13 protein-coding genes and 1 tRNA gene are annotated in these 16,618 nt (G+C 61.0%); 5 read left to right on the forward strand and 9 right to left on the reverse strand.

Features of this window, described 5'->3' with window-relative positions:
• Positions 1–77: 77 nt before the first annotated feature.
• From pqqA to HX817_RS22990, 5 genes are all read right to left on the reverse strand, one after another.
• The gene (gene pqqA / locus HX817_RS22970; RefSeq protein WP_003194766.1) at positions 78–152 is read right to left on the reverse strand and encodes a pyrroloquinoline quinone precursor peptide PqqA; all 75 of its coding nucleotides are present in this window, start codon (positions 150–152) and stop codon (positions 78–80) included.
• Positions 153–311: 159 nt separating this feature from the next.
• Positions 312–2,684: a pyrroloquinoline quinone biosynthesis protein PqqF gene (gene pqqF, locus HX817_RS22975; RefSeq protein ID WP_177041284.1), complete on the reverse strand. Its 2,373-nt coding sequence runs from the start codon at positions 2,682–2,684 to the stop codon at positions 312–314.
• 51 nt (positions 2,685–2,735) lie between these two features.
• Positions 2,736–3,530, reverse strand: coding sequence for a carbon-nitrogen hydrolase family protein (locus HX817_RS22980; RefSeq protein WP_087694733.1), 795 nt, complete (start codon positions 3,528–3,530; stop codon positions 2,736–2,738).
• A gap of 10 nt (positions 3,531–3,540) precedes the next feature.
• Positions 3,541–5,223 carry an NAD(P)/FAD-dependent oxidoreductase gene (locus HX817_RS22985; protein ID WP_032899288.1) on the reverse strand — a complete coding sequence of 561 codons (1,683 nt, stop codon included), beginning with the start codon at positions 5,221–5,223 and terminating at the stop codon, positions 3,541–3,543.
• A gap of 167 nt (positions 5,224–5,390) precedes the next feature.
• Positions 5,391–5,873, reverse strand: a complete 483-nt coding sequence (locus HX817_RS22990; protein ID WP_102604402.1) for an Lrp/AsnC family transcriptional regulator — start codon at positions 5,871–5,873, stop codon at positions 5,391–5,393.
• Positions 5,874–6,034: 161 nt separating this feature from the next.
• On the opposite strand from HX817_RS22990, the gene HX817_RS22995 reads away from it, so the two are divergent.
• On the forward strand, positions 6,035–8,395 hold the full coding sequence (locus HX817_RS22995; protein ID WP_177041286.1) for a glucose/quinate/shikimate family membrane-bound PQQ-dependent dehydrogenase: 2,361 nt from the start codon (positions 6,035–6,037) through the stop codon (positions 8,393–8,395).
• Between the two features lie 42 nt (positions 8,396–8,437).
• On the opposite strand, the gene HX817_RS23000 is transcribed toward HX817_RS22995, so the two are convergent.
• Positions 8,438–9,304, reverse strand: coding sequence for a LysR family transcriptional regulator (locus HX817_RS23000; protein WP_003211026.1), 867 nt, complete (start codon positions 9,302–9,304; stop codon positions 8,438–8,440).
• A gap of 113 nt (positions 9,305–9,417) precedes the next feature.
• On the opposite strand from HX817_RS23000, the gene HX817_RS23005 reads away from it, so the two are divergent.
• From HX817_RS23005 to HX817_RS23020, 4 genes are all read left to right on the forward strand, one after another.
• Positions 9,418–9,843 (forward strand): VOC family protein, encoded by a 426-nt coding sequence (locus HX817_RS23005; RefSeq protein WP_003211024.1) that lies wholly within the window; start codon positions 9,418–9,420, stop codon positions 9,841–9,843.
• A gap of 10 nt (positions 9,844–9,853) precedes the next feature.
• On the forward strand, positions 9,854–11,107 hold the full coding sequence (locus HX817_RS23010) for an amidase (protein WP_177041288.1): 1,254 nt from the start codon (positions 9,854–9,856) through the stop codon (positions 11,105–11,107).
• Between the two features lie 185 nt (positions 11,108–11,292).
• Positions 11,293–11,475, forward strand: a complete 183-nt coding sequence (locus HX817_RS23015) for a type II toxin-antitoxin system HicA family toxin (protein ID WP_003211022.1) — start codon at positions 11,293–11,295, stop codon at positions 11,473–11,475.
• 55 nt (positions 11,476–11,530) lie between these two features.
• Positions 11,531–11,932 carry a type II toxin-antitoxin system HicB family antitoxin gene (locus tag HX817_RS23020; protein ID WP_003211020.1) on the forward strand — a complete coding sequence of 134 codons (402 nt, stop codon included), beginning with the start codon at positions 11,531–11,533 and terminating at the stop codon, positions 11,930–11,932.
• Between the two features lie 89 nt (positions 11,933–12,021).
• Here the strand turns inward: HX817_RS23020 and HX817_RS23025 are convergent, their stop codons facing one another.
• The 3 genes from HX817_RS23025 to HX817_RS23035 form a co-directional block, all read right to left on the reverse strand.
• Positions 12,022–12,534: a cupin domain-containing protein gene (locus tag HX817_RS23025; protein ID WP_177022285.1), complete on the reverse strand. Its 513-nt coding sequence runs from the start codon at positions 12,532–12,534 to the stop codon at positions 12,022–12,024.
• A 147-nt stretch (positions 12,535–12,681) separates the two neighbouring features.
• Positions 12,682–12,758: transfer RNA gene (locus HX817_RS23030), tRNA-Ile, on the reverse strand.
• A 15-nt stretch (positions 12,759–12,773) separates the two neighbouring features.
• Positions 12,774–16,517: a bifunctional diguanylate cyclase/phosphodiesterase gene (locus HX817_RS23035; RefSeq protein WP_177008800.1), complete on the reverse strand. Its 3,744-nt coding sequence runs from the start codon at positions 16,515–16,517 to the stop codon at positions 12,774–12,776.
• Positions 16,518–16,618: the final 101 nt, after the last annotated feature.

Genomic DNA, 16,618 nt, shown 5'->3' on the forward strand with positions numbered 1-16,618 from the left:
GGCCGCTCCATTACACACAACTCAAAAATAAAAACGCCCCGGGCGAGCCGAGGCGTTGCATTGCGATACAAAGCCAATCAGCGGCTGGCAAAGTACATGGTGACTTCAAAGCCGATACGCAGATCAGTGTAAGCAGGTTTGGACCAGGTCATGTTCTTACTCCTACGAAGGGAAGGGACGTTTACTACCAAGTAATACATATAGTCCACCTCCAAGCGGAGATGTTCAGATGTGTGCATGTGAATGTTACGTACTTCTTTTGAAGATAGCGCTGTCCTGCGGGAAAAAGCCTTTTACCGAAGCGGCAATGATCAGCCAGGTCGTTGCCAGGAGCCGGCGGCACAAGCGCCATTGGCCACACAGCACCATCCGCCTGCAGCAGCATTGAGTTGCTGTGCAGATACCATTAAATCCTCACGGGTGCGGGTCTGGATGAAATCTTGCAGCTGCTGGATGTAATCCGACGGGTGGCCTGCCAAGTGCGCGTGCCAGAGCAGTTCAGCGGCTTGGGAAGTGGGTAGGGCGTCGAGGGAAAATTGCCGGGCCAGATCGTTCGGCAGTTCGCTGGCGTTGATCAGCGCGGGCAGTTGCTTCAGGAACGCCTGCAGGTGATCAAGTATTTGCGCAAGAGACGCGCTTGGGGATTGCACCCCAAACAGCAGGCCGGTTTGCCCGCTGTACTGTCGGATGTCGCTGAACACCGCGTAGCCCAATTGAAGCTCAACACGCAGTTGCTGGTAGAACGGCGCTTGCACCAGATGTGCGAGTAGACGCCAGCAAGCCTCGTCCGCCAGGGAGCGTGTGGCTGTCGGGCAGAACAGCAGCAACGCGGCGTCGCTGGAATCGGTCCTGACTTCGTGCCAACGATGCTGGCTGCTGATTGACGGCAGTTCGCTGATAGCCGCTTGCGGTTGGCCGGGCAGTTTCCCGGCTGCACTTTTTATCGCCGTCTCGCAGGCGGCGGGCAGCCCCACGGCGAGCCCTTGCCAGCGAGCGGTTGACCATCGGTCTCGCCCAGCAACCTGCTGTGCAGCTGGGATGTCGGCGCAATACCCGGGCAATGCCTTGAGTAACTGCCGGATCGCCATTGCCGGCGCCGGGGAGGATGACGCTCCGGCATTTTCGTCGAGCCGGGTCAGCTCGCGTGCCACTTCCTCCAATATCGCGGGCATGGGTTCGTGCAGCCCTAGCATCTTCAGCTGCCAGTGACCGCCGATTGTCTCGAAAGACAACTGGACGCCAGCCTGGCTGGCGTTCTCACGCAGCCGTGGGAAAAGCTCTGCATCCAGCGGCGAATCCAGATGCCAGCGCAGGTAGAGCGCGCCTTCATCTGTGTCACCTGGCAAGGCCTGGCTGAAGGTCAGCGCCGAAAGGTCCTTCCGCCCACGGGAGCGATCCTGGGCGAACGTGCGCAGGCCGCGATGGGCGCTGGTTTGCCCGCGAATCAGCCCCGGGCGCTCTTCCCTGGCTGCCGGCTGCAGGAACGGATTGGTGGGCGGCAGTTGCCAGGCGTGCCGGGACGGCGGCAATTGCAGCGAGTCCAGCAGGGTCTTGAGGGAGCTGGCGCTTTGCTCGGACATGACCAGTTCGTTGGCCTGCCGGGCCAATGCCAGGGCACCACTGACCTGTTGTTTGCGAGCAAGCAGCAAGGCGTACTCTTCCCGCAGGGGCGCCCAGTCACTGTGTGCGAAAAAGCTCAGCCAGTCGTGCAGCAGTTCCTGGATCAGTGTCGTCTGCTGCGCACCCTGAGTGTCCAGGGTGAACTTGATATCCAACAACGCCTGTCCGGCAAATTGATACAGCGCCGTTGCGTTAATGGCGCTGACTAACTGCCGCGACTGCAACTCGGCGAGCAACCCGCCGGGCGCCGAAGTGTTCAGCCACAGGCAGAGGAAATCCAGCGCCTCAGGGGAAGCCTCGCTCACAACCACCTGATGCCAGTGGTGTTCATCGGTGTGTTGATAAGTACGTTGATTGCCGGCCAGCAACGCTGGCGCCGGCGTCTGTCGCCGCAGAGGTGCAGTCTTCAGCGCAGCGCCAAACTGATGCGCCAATGCCTCCAGCTCCACCAGCGACTGAGGGCCCGCAAGGCTCAAGGTCATCTGCCCGGAATGATAGAAACCTTCATAAAAATCCCGCAAGGCCTGCTGAAAATCCTCACGCTCTACCGCCAAGCTATCCCGGTTGCCCGCATGAAACGCGCGCAACGGATGACCCGCCGCAACACCTCCCAGCAACGCTTGTTGCTGTTGCGCCGTGGCATCTTGCGACCAGGCAATAAACTCCGCCTGCAATACTTCGCGCTCACGCAACTGGTCTTCCAGGGCCAGGCGCGGATGGGCGAGCATGTCCCCCAGGCGCTCCAGTGCGGCTTCAAATGCCGTAACAGGCACCTCAAAGAAAAAGTCGGTAGTGCGCTCGCGGGTGCTGGCATTCACCTGTCCACCCTGGCGCTGGACGTAGGCCATCAGCCCGTCGCTTGCAGGAAAACGCTCGGTGCCCAGGAACAATAAATGCTCAAGAAAATGCGCCAGTCCCGGCCACGCCAGGGGTACATCGTGGCTGCCCGCTGCAACGCGCAAGGCAGCCGCGGCGCGCTTCAAGCGCGGCGCATGATGCAAGGAAACCCGCAGGCCGCTGGCCAGGGTCAATTGAAGGTGATGAGGGTGGGCCGGCGCAGGCATGAGCACTTCCGAAACGTAGGAAGTGCCTATGCTAGCGCAAAGCAGCCGGGATCAGTGCTTGTGCAACGCCCCATAAAGCTCGGGACGCCGGTCCAACAGGTAGCGATTGGCCGCGCGTGAGTCGACCATCAACTGCCGATCGAGTGTGCCAACGATCAGCGCTTCATCCAGACCTGCCTGGGCAATCCGCTGGCCATCCGGTGCGGCGATGCTGCTTTGCCCGCAATACTGGATCTCGCCCTCCTGCCCGCAGTAATTGGCGTAGGCCACATAACACTGGTTTTCAAACGCCCGCGCCCGCACGGTCACATCGGCGACGAAATCGAAGGGCACCATATTGGCCGTCGGCACCAGGATCAACTCCGCCCCGGCCAGCGCCAGGCGCCGGGTGTTCTCCGGGAACTCCAGGTCATAGCAAATCAGGAAACCCAGCTTCCAGCCGTTCAATTCCACCAGCGGAAAATCATCGTCCCCGGCGCTGAACATCGAGTTGTCGAGGTCGCCAAACAGGTGGGTCTTGCGGTAGTTGCACAGGCGTTGGCCGTTGGCGTCTATCAACTGCACGGCGTTGTAGATCTGCCCGTCTGCACCGCGCTCCGGATAGCCATACAGAATCGCCACGCCCGAGTTTTTCGCCAGCGCGGCGATGGATTGGGCAGCGGGGCCGTCCTGGGTTTCAGCCAAGGCGCCGACCGCTTCCACGCCGATGTTGTAGCCGGTGAGAAACATCTCCGGCAGCACCAGCAGGTCGGCGTCGGTGGCCTCCTGCGCCAACTGATGCAGGCGCTTGAGATTGCCGGCCACGTCCAGCGGCAGAGGCGGGCATTGATACAGGGCAACACGCATGGGCAACTCCTTACTCGGGCAGCGCGATTGGCCCGATCTCATCGAATACATCCCCCGGCCCCGGGTTCTGCGGGTGAGTGCTGCCACCGAAGTGAGTCATGATGCCCCACACCGCGTTCAGCGAGGTTTGCACGGCGCCTTCAACCCACGCCGGGGTCCAGGACACGTCGTCACCGGCGATGAAAATACCGCGTTGCTCCGCCGGCATGTCCTTTTGCATGAAGTGCGCGTACATCCGCTGGTTGTAGCGATAGTGACCGGGAAGTGCGCCTTTGAAAGCACCGAGGAAATGCGGGTCTGCTTCCCATGACACGGTGATCGGATCGCCGATGATCCGCGCGGCGATGTCGACTTTCGGGTAGATCTTCTTCAGCGCATCCAGAGCCAGTTTCACGCGTTTCTCGATGGGTTGCGGAAGCATTTTCAGCGCATCGCTCATCCAGGAGTAGGACAGGCAAATCACCCCCGGCTTGTCGTCACCGTTGTCGAACAGATAGGTGCCGCGGGTCAGGCGATCCGTCAGCGTCATGCTCATCAGGTCGCGGCCGGTTTCCGGATCCTTGTCCTTCCAGAATGGCCGGTCGACCATCACGAAGGTCTTCGACGACTGCATGTAGCGGGTGCGGTCCAGGGCCATCCACATCTTTTGCGAGAACAGGGTTTCGTCGCACTCGATCTGGGTGGTCAGCAGCCAGCTCTGGCAGGTGGTCAGCACGGCGGCGTATTCGCGGGTGTCACCGTAGTTGTCGGTGACGGCGAAACGGCCGTCCGGCGCGTGGGCAATGCGCTTGACCCCGGCCCGTGGCGCACCGTTGTGCAGGGAACTGAGGCTGGTGCCTTCGGGCCAGTGGGCGCAACGCTCCGGCACATGGCGCCAGATGCCCATGGGCACTTGGGCGACGCCGCCGACCACCAGATGCTGGTGATCGTCGCAGTTGGTCATCACCACGCGGAAGATTTCCAGCATCGAGTTGGGGAAGTCCGAGTCCCAGCCGCCGGTGCCAAAGCCGACCTGGCCGAACACTTCGCGGTGATGAAAGGACAACTTGGCGAACGCTTTGGAGGTCGCCACGAAGTCGTAGAAGGTGCGGTCGTCCCACAACGGAACCAGCGTATTCCACAGCTCTTTCAGGCGCGGTACGTCACGGTCGCGGATGGCTTGCTGGATATCGGCGAACTGCGAGCCGGCTTCCAGGGCGTCGGCCCAGGCGTCAGCCACTTCCTGGAACAGTGCAGGAAGGTCAGCGAGTTTCTGTGCGTAGTGCGTCTGGCCTTCGAGGTCGATGACCGTGCTGCCGGAAGCCGGCGTCAGCGGGTTGGGGAAGGGTTTGGTCTCCAGCCCGAGCTTGTCCACATAGTGGTAGAACGCGGTGGAGGACACCGGGAAGCGCATGCCACCCAGTTCCGCGATGATGCCTTCGGCGCCTTCGAACGCCTGGGAGCGCAGGCGGCCACCCATTTTCGAGGCTTCATACACCACGGGTTTAAGGCCCAGCTTCATCAGCTCATAGGCGGCTACCAGCCCGGCAATCCCGGCGCCGACGATCGCCACTTCGGCGCCGTGGTTGGCCGCCGGAATGCTGCCCAGGCCCGCCGGATGCTCGATCCAGTCATCAAAGGCAAACGGGAAGTCCGGGCCAAAGATGGTGATCGGCTTTTTACCGGTGGCGGGGTGGCGATTGGTCTTGCTGATGGTGCTGGAAGGAATGCTCATGGCTGACCTTGCTGGCGGCTCGGCGGGGCGCGACCCGCTGAGTATAGGAAAAGATGGCAGCCATTCTAGGGAGCGTAGCGTTCGTTAATAAGACGCAATGTGTCGTCGGATTGAATTGTTTTTAGTCAGAGTGACGAGCTTGCTGGTCAGATTGGTTGGCCGCGATCCAGTTTGTTACTGAGGATGATCGAGGTGGTGGTCTTCTCCACGCCGTCGACGCTGCCGATCTGGTCCAGCAGTTGATCCAGCTGTTCCGGCGAATCGGTGCGCAGCCAGGCCACGTAATCGAACTCGCCGCTTACCGCACATAACTGCTGAACCTGCGCCATGGCACTGATCCGGCGCAGCACTTCCTTGCCGGAGCGCGGTTGCACGGTGATCCCCACGTAGGCCTGCAAACCACCGTCCACCACCCGCTGGCTGAGGCGCACGCCATAGCCGGTAATCACCTGGGTTTTTTCCAGGCGCGCCAGGCGTGAGGTGACGGTGGTGCGCGCGATGCCCAGTTGCCGGGCAAGCATGGCCACACTTTCACGCGCGTTGATCTGCAAGGCGGCGATCAACTGGCGATCGATTTCATCGAGGACGGGAGGGTGAGAGGCGGACAAGGTGTTCTCCGGCGCGGGCATCAATGGGCGAGCATGTTACAGGCTCGGTCCTGGCGATACTGCCCGCCCGGCCGGGAATTTATTTTCGCCGCTGATCGAACACATTATTTTGTGCCAGATTGTGAAAAGTAACTGTTTGGTACATTATTTTGCGTTAGGTATACAGGAAGGACGTTTGCGCGATGAATAACTTTGGAGCTGCTACCGGCAGCAGATGGTTGCTGGTTGGGCTGGGCCTGCTGATCGCCTTGATCGGCCTGGGTTTGGCAGGCGGTGGCGGTTACCTCGTAGTGCTGGGCGGCAGTTGGTATTTCCTGCTGATGGGCCTGGCGATGCTGGTCTCTGGTGTGCTGATCGCCAAGCGCCGGCCTCTGGGCGCATGGCTGTACGCCGTGACATTGGTGCTGACTGCGATCTGGGCGGTGTGGGATACCGGTCTGGAATACTGGCCGTTGGTTTCGCGAGTCCTGACCTTCGCCGTCATCGGCCTGGTAGTCGCGCTGATTTATCCCCAGCTCGCCCGCGCTTCCGGATCGACACCCGGGCGCGGCGCCTATGGCGTTGCCGGGCTGCTGGGCCTGGGCGTGGTCGCCACCCTGGCGTACATGTTTGTACCGACCCACGTGGTCAAGGCCAGCAGTGAGCCTGCGGTGACTGCGGTAACGCCGGGCACCGAGCAAAAAGACTGGGCCCACTGGGGCAACACCACCGCCGGCAATCGGTTTGCCGCGCTGGACCAGATCAACAAAGGCAACATCGACAAGTTGCAGGTGGCCTGGACCTTCCACACCGGCGACATCCCCGAGAGCAATGGCGCCGGTGCCGAAGACCAGAACACCCCGCTGCAGATCGGTGACAGCGTTTACGTGTGCACCGCCTACGGCAAAGTGTTTTCCCTGGACGCCGATACCGGTGCCCAACGCTGGAAATTCGATCCCCAGGGCAGCGGCCCCAACTGGCAGCGTTGCCGTGGCCTGGGGTATTTCGACAGCAGTGCCAGCGAGCAACCCGCCGGCGCCAAAGCCTGTGTGAAACGTCTGTTTCTGCCGACCGGCGATGCCCGGTTGATTGCGATCAATGCTGAAACCGGCGCGCCTTGCGAAGACTTCGGCGACCACGGCACCGTCGACCTGAAGACCGACATGGGCGAAGTGAAGCCCGGTTATTACCAGCAAACCTCGACGCCACTGGTGGCGGGAAATGTTGTGATCGTGGGTGGACGCGTGGCGGACAACTTCTCCACCGGTGAACCGCCAGGCGTGGTGCGCGCCTTTGACGTGCACAGCGGCGAACTGGTGTGGGCCTGGGATCCGGGCAACCCGAACACCACCAAACGCCCACCTGCAGGAGAGACCTACACCCGGGGCACGCCGAACGTATGGTCGGCCATGTCTTACGACGCCAAGCTCGGCCTGGTCTACCTGCCCACCGGTAACGCCACCCCGGACTTCTTCGCCGGTGAACGTACCGCCTATGACGACAAGTGGAGCTCCTCCATCGTCGCCATCGACGTGAAGACCGGCCAGGTGCGCTGGCACTTCCAGACCACTCACCACGACCTGTGGGACTTCGACCTGCCGGCACAGCCGCTGCTCTATGACATTCCGGATGGCAATGGCGGCGTACAGCCAGCGCTGGCCCAAGTCACCAAGCAAGGTGAAATCTTCCTGCTCAACCGCGAAACCGGCGTCCCCATCGCCCGGGTCGAAGAGCGCCCGGTGCCCCAGGGCAATGTGCCCGGCGAACGTTATTCGCCGACCCAGCCGTTCTCGGTGGACATGCCTTCGATCGGCAATCAGCAACTGACCGAATCCGACATGTGGGGCGCCACGCCGTTTGACCAGTTGATGTGCCGCATCCAGTTCAAGGGCATGCGCCACCAGGGCGTCTATACGCCGCCAGGCCTGGACCGCGCGCTGCAATTCCCGGGTTCGCTGGGGGGTATGAACTGGGGCAGTGTGTCGGTGGACCCGAACACCCACTACATGTTCGTCAACGACATGCGCCTGGGTTTGGCCAACTACATGATCCCGCGCGACAAGATCGCCGCCGGTGCCAGTGGCATCGAAATGGGCGTGGTGCCGCAAGAAGGTACGCCGTTCGGTGCGATGCGCGAGCGCTTCCTCTCGGCGGCGGGCATTCCGTGTCAGAAGCCGCCGTTCGGCACCCTGTCGGCCATCGACCTGAAAACCCACAAGCTGATGTGGCAAGTGCCGGTGGGCACGGTTGAAGACACCGGGCCGCTGGGCATCCGCATGCACATGCCGATTCCAATCGGCATGCCGACCCTCGGCGCGTCCCTGGCCACCCAGTCCGGCTTGCTGTTTTTCGCCGGCACCCAGGACTTCTACCTGCGCGCTTTCGACACCGGCAACGGCAACGAGATCTGGAAATCACGGCTGCCGGTGGGTAGCCAGTCGGGGCCGATGACCTACGTGTCGCCCAAGACCGGCACGCAGTACATCGTGCTCACCGCTGGCGGCGCGCGACAGTCGCCGGACCGTGGGGATTATGTGATTGCCTACGCGTTGCCCAAGAAATAGGGCGTGAAAAAGCCGCACGGATGTGCGGCTTTTTTTTGCGTCTTAGATCGTGTCTGCCAGCAGGCATCGGGCAAAGAGTTGTGGCACCGGAAGGTTGCGCTGGCTGTAGCGGCTCAGCAGGATGATTTCCCGGTTAAAGGTCAGCTCGCCCAGCGGGATGACACGCACCTGCGGGGATCGGTCCAGCCATAGTCCGGCGTGGGGAACCAGTGAAACGCCCAGGCCGCATTCGACCATTTTGACCAGCGCCTCAATCTCGTCCAGTTCCAGCGCCACTTGCACGTCCAGCCGCTGATCCCGCAGAAAGCGACTGACCAGCCGCCCGCCAAACGAAGCCCGGTCGTAGCGCACGTGAGGATGAGCGGCGAGCAGTTGCAGCGGGTCATCCCCCTCGACCGTCAGCGGCGCGATCAACACAAACGGCTCCCTGCGCAGCAGTTGCACGTGCAGTTCCTTGGGCAAGTCAAAGGGTGGGCGAATGATGATCGCCGAGTCGAGTTCGCCTGCATCCACCTGGCTGAGCAGCTCCAGGGAAACTCCCGGCACCAACTTGCACTCCACCGTCGGCGCCGCCTGGCGCAAACGCACCAGGGCCTGGGGCAGCAGGCCGGTCTGGGCGGTGGTGATGGCGCCGACCTTCAACTCGCCCCTGTACTCATTGGCATCCACCGGCACAGCCATGCGGTTGAACGTCTCGAGAATTTCCCTGGCCAGCGGCAGCGCGCGGATCCCCGCCGCGTTCAGCGTGGCCTGGCGTCCGGTTCGGTCGAACAACTGCACGCCGAGCACCTGCTCCAACTGACGGATCTGCGCACTCACTGCCGATTGTGTCAGCCCGATATGCATGCCCGCTGCGGCGAACGTGCCATGGCGGGTAACGGCGATAAAGGTTTTCAGTTCCCGCAGCATGGGCGTCTCGATTGATCAAAATAATTTGAGCTCGCTGCGAAAACTATCGTCTTTCCATCGGTTACGGCAAGGCTAGACTCGCAAGGACTTAATACCCATAGAGGTTAGACCTGATGGCACTGGCTCCTTTTCACCTGGCAATTCCGGTATTCGACCTGGCGGCTGCGCGGCAGTTTTATGGCGAGGTGTTTGGGTTGGAGGAGGGACGTGCCAGTGATCACTGGGTCGACTTCGACTTCTTCGGGCATCAATTGGTGATTCATGAGCACCCGAAAACCGCTTCTCAAGAGGCGGCGCACACCAATGCAGTGGACGGCCACGACGTGCCGGTGCCGCATTTTGGCGTGGTGTTGAGTTGGGATGATTGGCATGCGTTGGCGGAGCGTTTGCAGGCGCGCAATACCCAGTTTGTGTTGGAACCGCATATTCGTTTCAAAGGCCAGGTGGGCGAGCAGGCGACGTTGTTTCTGTTTGACCCGTGCGGCAACGCGTTGGAGTTCAAGGCGTTCAAGGACATTGGGCAGTTGTTTGCCAAGTGAGGGCGCTTTGATGAATGGCCTGGATGCAACGGGCATCGCCGAGGCGGTGGGTTCGGGGGCGATTACGCCGGCTTTGGTTGCTGAACACTTTCTTGCGCGCATAGGTGTCGACGAACCAGATATCCAGGCGTTTGTATCCTTCGACGCTGAGGCGGTGCGCGAGCAGGCGTTGCAGCTTGAAGGCTGTTCCGGTCCGCTGGCGGGCTTGCCCGTGGGGGTCAAGGACATCTTTGATACCGCCGACCACCCAACGGAATTCTATTCGCCGATTTACCTGGGTAATCGTCCATCGCGGGATGCCCATGTGGTGACGCTGCTACGACAGGCGGGCGCGATCATCATGGGCAAGACCCACACCACCGAATTTGCCTACATGCACACAGGGCCGACGCGTAATCCGCTCGATCTGTCCCGCACGCCGGGTAGCTCCAGCGCGGGTTCCGCGGCGGGGATGGCGGCCGGGTTTTTCCCGTTGGCGTTGGGTACCCAGACGGCTGGGTCGCTGCTCAAGCCAGCCGCTTATTGCGGGTTGTATGCCTTCAAACCGTCGTTTGGACTGGTCTCGCTAGAAGGCGTGAAACCCCTGGCGCCGAGCTTCGATACCGTGGGTTGGTATGGCCGTTCGGTGCGTGATCTTGAGCGGGTGGCGCGGGTGTTGATCCCTGGGTTTCCGGCTGTTGAGGCGGGGCGTCGGCCCTTGCGGCTTGGTTTCTGCCGTACCTCTCGCTGGTCGGATGTGCAGCCGGTGGTGGCCCAGGCGATTGAGCTAGCGATAGCCAGGTTGGGGCCTCTTGTCAGTGAAGTCGTGTTGCCCGAGGCGTTCGACGGAGTATTCGACGATCACCAGTTGATCAACGATTGCGAAGGTGCCCGTTCATTGGCCAAGGAATTTCAGTCTCATCCTGAGTTACTCAGTGATTCGACGTTGGCCATGATTGAGCGTGCGAAGGCTACAAGCTGGGAACAGGAGTCGGCTGCGAAGGCACGCCTCGCACAACTCGCCCCGCAGCTCGCGCAAATCTGCCAGCCGTTTGATGCGATGTTGAGTGTTTCCTGCGGGATGCTGGCGCCGGTGGGGTTGGCGACCACGGGCCCGTCGGACTTCATCAAGTTCTGGGGCGCGTTTGGCTTGCCGCAGGTGAATGTACCGGTGATGCGTGGGGAAGGGGAGTTGCCGGTGGGGTTGCAGGTAATTGGGGCGTTCAGAGGGGATGCGCCGTTGCTAGGTACGGCGCAAGTCATTGTTAATGCGTTGGTAAGCTGAGAGTCAGTCAAGGCACAAAAACTGACATTAGTTCGCTGGCGAAGCGGCGATAGGCGTAGTCATCATATTCTTCGCATGAGCCCGTTCAGAAATGAGCGGGCTTTTTTCATTGGTGTGTCCTGTGTGTATAAAAGATGCTGCAGGATACCTTCGGTGTGTAAGATACACACTGTGGAGCGGGCGCGATGAGAAGCAGAGAGGTAATTGACTTGCTGATGGCGGATGGATGGTTTGAGGTGGCGGCGAAAGGCAGTCACCATCAATTCAAGCACTCAACCAAGCCCGGCCGGGTGACGGTTCCTCATCCTAAATCAGAGATAGCCAAGGGGACCTTGCACAGCATTTTGAAATCAGCAGGCCTGAAGTGATGACCGTAGGTTATGTGGTGAATGATCCCGCTGCGGCTCATTCAAAGGAGGAAAAATGAAATTTCCAGTGGTGATACACAAAGACGCTGATTCAGATTACAGCGTGACCGTCCCGGACGTGCCAGGTTGCTTTTCTGCGGGCACAACCTTTTCCGAAGCTCTGGATAATGTCCGCGAAGCTTTAGCGCTGCACCTCGAGGGATTGGTTGCTGATGAGGAGCGGCTTCCTCAGGCTAGAGAGGTCGACGTCCATTTGGAGAATCCGGACTTTGCGGGTGGCGTGTGGGCGGTGATCGACTTTGATCTCACTCCTTACCTGGGCAAGTCAGTCAGGTTCAACGCCTCGCTGCCTGAGCAACTTTTGAATCGTATCGATGAGCGAGTGCAAAAAGACCATCGCTATGCCTCGCGCTCTGGGTTCCTGGCGACGGCGGCTTTGCGCGAACTTTCCGTTTGATAACGGGCCGGTAGAGCACGCAGTACAAAAAAGGCTTACGCCGCAAAGCGTAAGTCTTTCTTTTATTCGAGGAGGTGTGATCAGCGAGACTACGACCCCTTGCACACCTTCGCAGCGGCAGCATCGTTCGGGATAAATGAATCCGGCGCGCCCGGCTTCAGCACCACGTACCCTCGCCGCCACGGTTGATCGTCCACCAGATTCCAGCGGTGCCCGGTGCCGGTATTGTCTTCGGCGATCAGTACTTCACCCGGATGCAACGTGAACTTCTCACCGCCGCGAGTCACGAATGCAAGGGTGCCGGACAGCGTCATCACGTACTGAGGCTCCGGGTCGTTATGCCAGCCATACGAGGCGTGCGCCGGGGTTTGCTTGAAGTGAATGGCAGTCACGTCATTGCGCATGCTCTGGTCGATGGTGCCTTCCAGTACGTGCGAATTGTTGTCGGCGCCGGTGCAGAGCTTGAATGCCTTGATGGAGTCAGTGGCGGCGGGGGCGGCTTGTGCACCGCTCAAGGTGGCGAGGGTGATTGCGACGGTGGCTGTGGCACGTATGCCCAGGCCGTGGATTGCGTTGCGCGGCGAGCGTTTTTGCTGATGCATGGAACAAGTTTCCCTCGTGCTGAATTGGCGTTGACTGGGAATCATGGTCAGTGCCGTAGCCGTTCGGGACAACTAACTAATGTTTCATTGCTGCACGACTCACGCGCGCCAGAAACGACAAAGCCGCGCAATGCGCGGCTTTCAAGATGGTGGGCCCAGTAGGACTCGAACCTACGACCAAGGGATTATGAGTCCCCTGCTCTAACCAACTGAGCTATAGGCCCTCAGTAGGCCGCGGATTATAGCGATGGTTTCTTCGCTGTGCCATCCGAAAAGTCCGAAACGCTCATACGAAGGAACGTAGCGGCGAAAAGGTCCGGCGGCAGCGGCAGGCTGACGATGTAGCCCTGCATCTGCTCACAACCTTCAGCCGCCAGAAACGCTTGCTGGGCCGGCGTTTCTACGCCCTCGGCAATGATGGTGAATTGCATGCTGTGCCCCAGGGCAATAATGGCGCGCACGATCGCCGCATCGTGTGGGTCGTCGGGCAGGCCACGGACGAAGGATTGGTCGATCTTCAGGAAGTCCAGCGGCAGGCGTTTCAGGTAGCTTAGGGACGAATAGCCGGTGCCGAAGTCATCAATGGCCAGTTGCACGCCCAGATGCTTGAGCTGGTGCAGCACCTCCAGCGCCTCTTCGGCCTGGCTCATGATGAAGTTTTCGGTGATCTCCAGTTGCAGGCAGCCAGGCTCCAGGCGGTTGTCCCGCAGCAGTTGCTCGATGCGCGCCAGCAGGTTGGGGTGGCGCAGTTGCGCGCCGGCGAGGTTGACGGACAGCGGGCCGAAGTCATCAAAAATTTCTCGCCAGTCGTGCATCTGTCGGCAGGCCTGCTCCAGTACCCAGTCGCCAATCTGCAGGATCATGCCGTTCTCTTCGGCCAGGGCAATGAAGTGCTCGGGCGGCACTTCGCCGAAGGTGGGGTGGCGCCAGCGAATCAGGGCTTCGGCGCCGATCAGTTGTTGGGTGTCGAGGCTGAGTTTCGGCTGGTAATAGAGAGACAATTCGTCGCGCTCGATCGCTCGGCGCAGTTCGTGTTCCAGGGCCACGCGCTCGTTGGCTTGCGCAGTGAGGTCCTGGGTGTAGCTTTCGACGCGGTTGCGGCCTTTGGCCTTGGAGCGGTACATGGCGGCGTCAGCGTTTTTGACCAGGGTGGCGACGTCGTTGCCGTCCCGTGGGTACAGGCTGGTGCCGATGCTGGCGCTGATGAAGAACTCATGCTCGCCCGCCTGGAACGGTGGGGTGAAGCAGGCCAGCAGCTTATTGGCCAGGTGTTCGGCGTCGCTGGCTTGTTGCAGGCCGGGCAGCAGGATGATGAATTCGTCGCCACCCAGGCGCGCGACGGTGTCGACGTCTCGCAGTTGGTCCTTGAGGCGAACGGCGATGTCCTTGAGCAGCAGGTCGCCAATCGGGTGGCCGAGGCTGTCGTTGATGTGTTTGAAGCGGTCGAGGTCGAGGAACAGCACGGCGCCCTGGCTGCCGGTTTCCTGTTGGTTGTTGAGGGCGGCTTGCAGGCGGCTTTCAAACAGGGTGCGGTTGGGCAGGCCGGTCAGCGGGTCGTGGTGGGCCTGGTAATCGAGGCGCGCCTGGGCGTGCTTGAGGCTGGAGATGTCGGCAAACACGGCGACGAAGTGGGTGATCGACTCCTCGCGGTTGCGCACGGCGCTGATGGTCAGCCAGCTGGGGTACAGCTCGCCGTTCTTGCGCCGGTTGGAGATCTCGCCTTGCCAGTGGCCGTTGGCCGTCAGTTGGTGCCACATGGCCGCGTAGAAGGCGCTGTCGTGCAGGCCCGAGGCAAGCAGGCGCGGGGTTTGGCCAAGGGCCTCGGCTTCGCTGTAGCCGGTGATCTCGCTGAAGGCGCGGTTCACGGCGCTGATATTTTGCCGGGTGTCGGTGATCAGTACGCCTTCGGCCGTGCTCTCGAACACGGTGGCGGCCTGTTGCAGTTTTTCCTGCATCAGTTGGCGTTCGGTGATGTCCCGGGCGATGGTCAGCATGCAGTCGTCGTCGCCGATGGGCAGCGGGCGGCTGGAGACTTCACACAGGCGAATTTCGCCGTCGCTGCGGCGGATGTGGCAGACAAAGTCGCGGACAAATCCATCCCGTTGCAGTCGCTCCAACATATCTTTGCGTTCGTTCAGGTCGACCCAGATCCCGAGGTCCAGGGTTGACTGGTCCAGCGACATCACGCTGTTGAAGCCGGTAATACGGCTGAATCCTTCGTTGACCTCAATCAGCAAACCGTCGCTTTGGCGGGACAACAGCAGGCCGTCGGGAGAGGCATGAAAGGCCTTGGCGAATTTCTCTTCGGAGGTTTGCAGCCGCTGCTGGGTTTCTTTCAGCTGGGTGATGTCACGCACCACCACGACCAGGGCTTCGGTGGTATCCAGTTGAAAGGGTTCGGCGGAGATCAGTCCGGTGAAGGCCTGGCCGTTGCTGCGCAGGAAGGGCATTTCCAGGTTGCGGATGCTGGTGGTCTGTACCCGTTGCAGCAGGCCGGGGCCTACGCCCTGGATGCCCCAGATATTCAGTTCAGTGGCGGTTTTTCCTACGACTGCTTCGGCGCTCAGGCCGATCTGGTCTTCGAATGCCTTATTGACCTCCATCAGGCAGCCGTCCGACAGCCGGGCGATGACCAGGATGTCCGGGCATTGTTGGAACACGGAGGCGAATTTCTGTTCCGAAAGCTGCAACGCTTCCTCGGTGCGCTTGGCTTCGCTGATGTCGATCATCAGGCCGCGCAGCACGGGCTCGTGGCCGTGTTCGATCAGGCTGACGATGTCCCGCACCCACAGGCAGCGTCCATCGGCGGTGATCACCCGGTAGTCGACACTGTGGTCGCGGTTGGCCCGGGTTTCGGCGTAGCAATAGGATTCGGTGCGGGTCAGGTCCGCGGGGTGGATGATGTTGCGCCAGAAGCCCGGGATCAGCCAGTGGGCACGGGGGTAACCCAGCAGTTCCTCGGCGTGGGGCGACACGTAGCTGTAGGTGAAATCGCTGATGCTGGCTTCCCAGGCGATCGCGGAAAGGCTCTCCACCAGGCCGCGATAGTGGTATTCGCTGCTGCGCAGTTCCTGTTCGAGGGCGACCCGGCGGGAAATTTCCGAGCTGAGCCGACGATTGATCCGAATAACCACGGCCAGCACGATGCTCAGCAACAGCACGGCAGGCAACCCGTAGAGCAGCACATCCGTCCAGAGCGTGCGGTGGTCGATGACGTTGCCGACCCAGCGCTGCTGGATGGCCTCGGTCTCAGACGGGCTGATGTCGGCCAGGACTTTATCGAGGATGCCCACCAGCATCTTGTCGTCCTTGGGTACGCCCATGGCCAACTGATAGCGGTAAGGCGTTTCGCCGCTGATGTACAGGCCTTCCAGCTTGAGTTGGCGCAGGCTCCACACGCTGGACGCCAGATCGCCCACTACGGCGTCGACCTTGTCGGTGGCCAGGGCCTGCAGCGTAGCGCTGACATTGGGCATGGCCACCAGGTTGAGGTCCGGGTGGTGAGTGCGCAGCAGTTCATGGGGCGCGTAGTTTTCCACCACGGCCACCTTCAACCCGTACAGGTCTTTGAGGCTGCGTGGTTGCGGGCCGCCTTCGTGGGCGAGGATGACGATGGGGAAGTCGAGATAAGGCCGGGTAAACGACAGGAAACCCTGGCGTTCCGGTGTGGACATGATGCCCGGCAGCAGGTCGAGCTGGTTGTTGCGGGCCTGTTCCAGCACGGCACTCCAGTTCACCGGCTCGATCAGTTTTATCCTGACGCCAAGGCGATCCTGCATCAGCCGCACATAATCAGCGGCCAGGCCCTGGTAGCGACCATCTTCATCGCGGTATTCAAAGGGTGGCCAAGAGGCGTCGACGCCCAGGCGCAACTCTTGGTGGTCCGCCAGCCAGCCACGCTCTTCATCGGTGAGAGTCAACGCGCCAGCCGTTGCGGTCCAGGTCAGCAGCGACAGCAGTAACACGGTCGGCAATCTGGGCATAACGGTCTCGTTATGGCACGGGGAATGTTTCGAGTGTAGACGGGCATTGCGGGGGAGGGGAGTCAGCGAGGATTTAATCTGTAGAAGCAAAAACCCCGGCC

Origin of the sequence: Pseudomonas sp. C6002 (assembly GCF_013385805.1) — a bacterium.
Classification (GTDB): domain Bacteria; phylum Pseudomonadota; class Gammaproteobacteria; order Pseudomonadales; family Pseudomonadaceae; genus Aquipseudomonas.

What these genes read in the sequence shown, in the direction of transcription:
- pqqF (WP_177041284.1), bottom strand. Translation starts at nt 2,684, where the DNA reads ATGCCTGCGCCGGCCCACCCTCATCACCTTCAATTGACCCTGGCCAGC.
- HX817_RS22980 (WP_087694733.1), bottom strand. Translation starts at nt 3,530, where the DNA reads ATGCGTGTTGCCCTGTATCAATGCCCGCCTCTGCCGCTGGACGTGGCC.
- HX817_RS22990 (WP_102604402.1), bottom strand. Translation starts at nt 5,873, where the DNA reads ATGCCCGCGCCGGAGAACACCTTGTCCGCCTCTCACCCTCCCGTCCTC.
- HX817_RS22995 (WP_177041286.1), top strand. Translation starts at nt 6,035, where the DNA reads ATGAATAACTTTGGAGCTGCTACCGGCAGCAGATGGTTGCTGGTTGGG.
- HX817_RS23000 (WP_003211026.1), bottom strand. Translation starts at nt 9,304, where the DNA reads ATGCTGCGGGAACTGAAAACCTTTATCGCCGTTACCCGCCATGGCACG.
- HX817_RS23005 (WP_003211024.1), top strand. Translation starts at nt 9,418, where the DNA reads ATGGCACTGGCTCCTTTTCACCTGGCAATTCCGGTATTCGACCTGGCG.
- HX817_RS23010 (WP_177041288.1), top strand. Translation starts at nt 9,854, where the DNA reads ATGAATGGCCTGGATGCAACGGGCATCGCCGAGGCGGTGGGTTCGGGG.
- HX817_RS23015 (WP_003211022.1), top strand. Translation starts at nt 11,293, where the DNA reads ATGAGAAGCAGAGAGGTAATTGACTTGCTGATGGCGGATGGATGGTTT.
- HX817_RS23020 (WP_003211020.1), top strand. Translation starts at nt 11,531, where the DNA reads ATGAAATTTCCAGTGGTGATACACAAAGACGCTGATTCAGATTACAGC.
- HX817_RS23025 (WP_177022285.1), bottom strand. Translation starts at nt 12,534, where the DNA reads ATGCATCAGCAAAAACGCTCGCCGCGCAACGCAATCCACGGCCTGGGC.
- HX817_RS23035 (WP_177008800.1), bottom strand. Translation starts at nt 16,517, where the DNA reads ATGCCCAGATTGCCGACCGTGTTACTGCTGTCGCTGCTGACCTGGACC.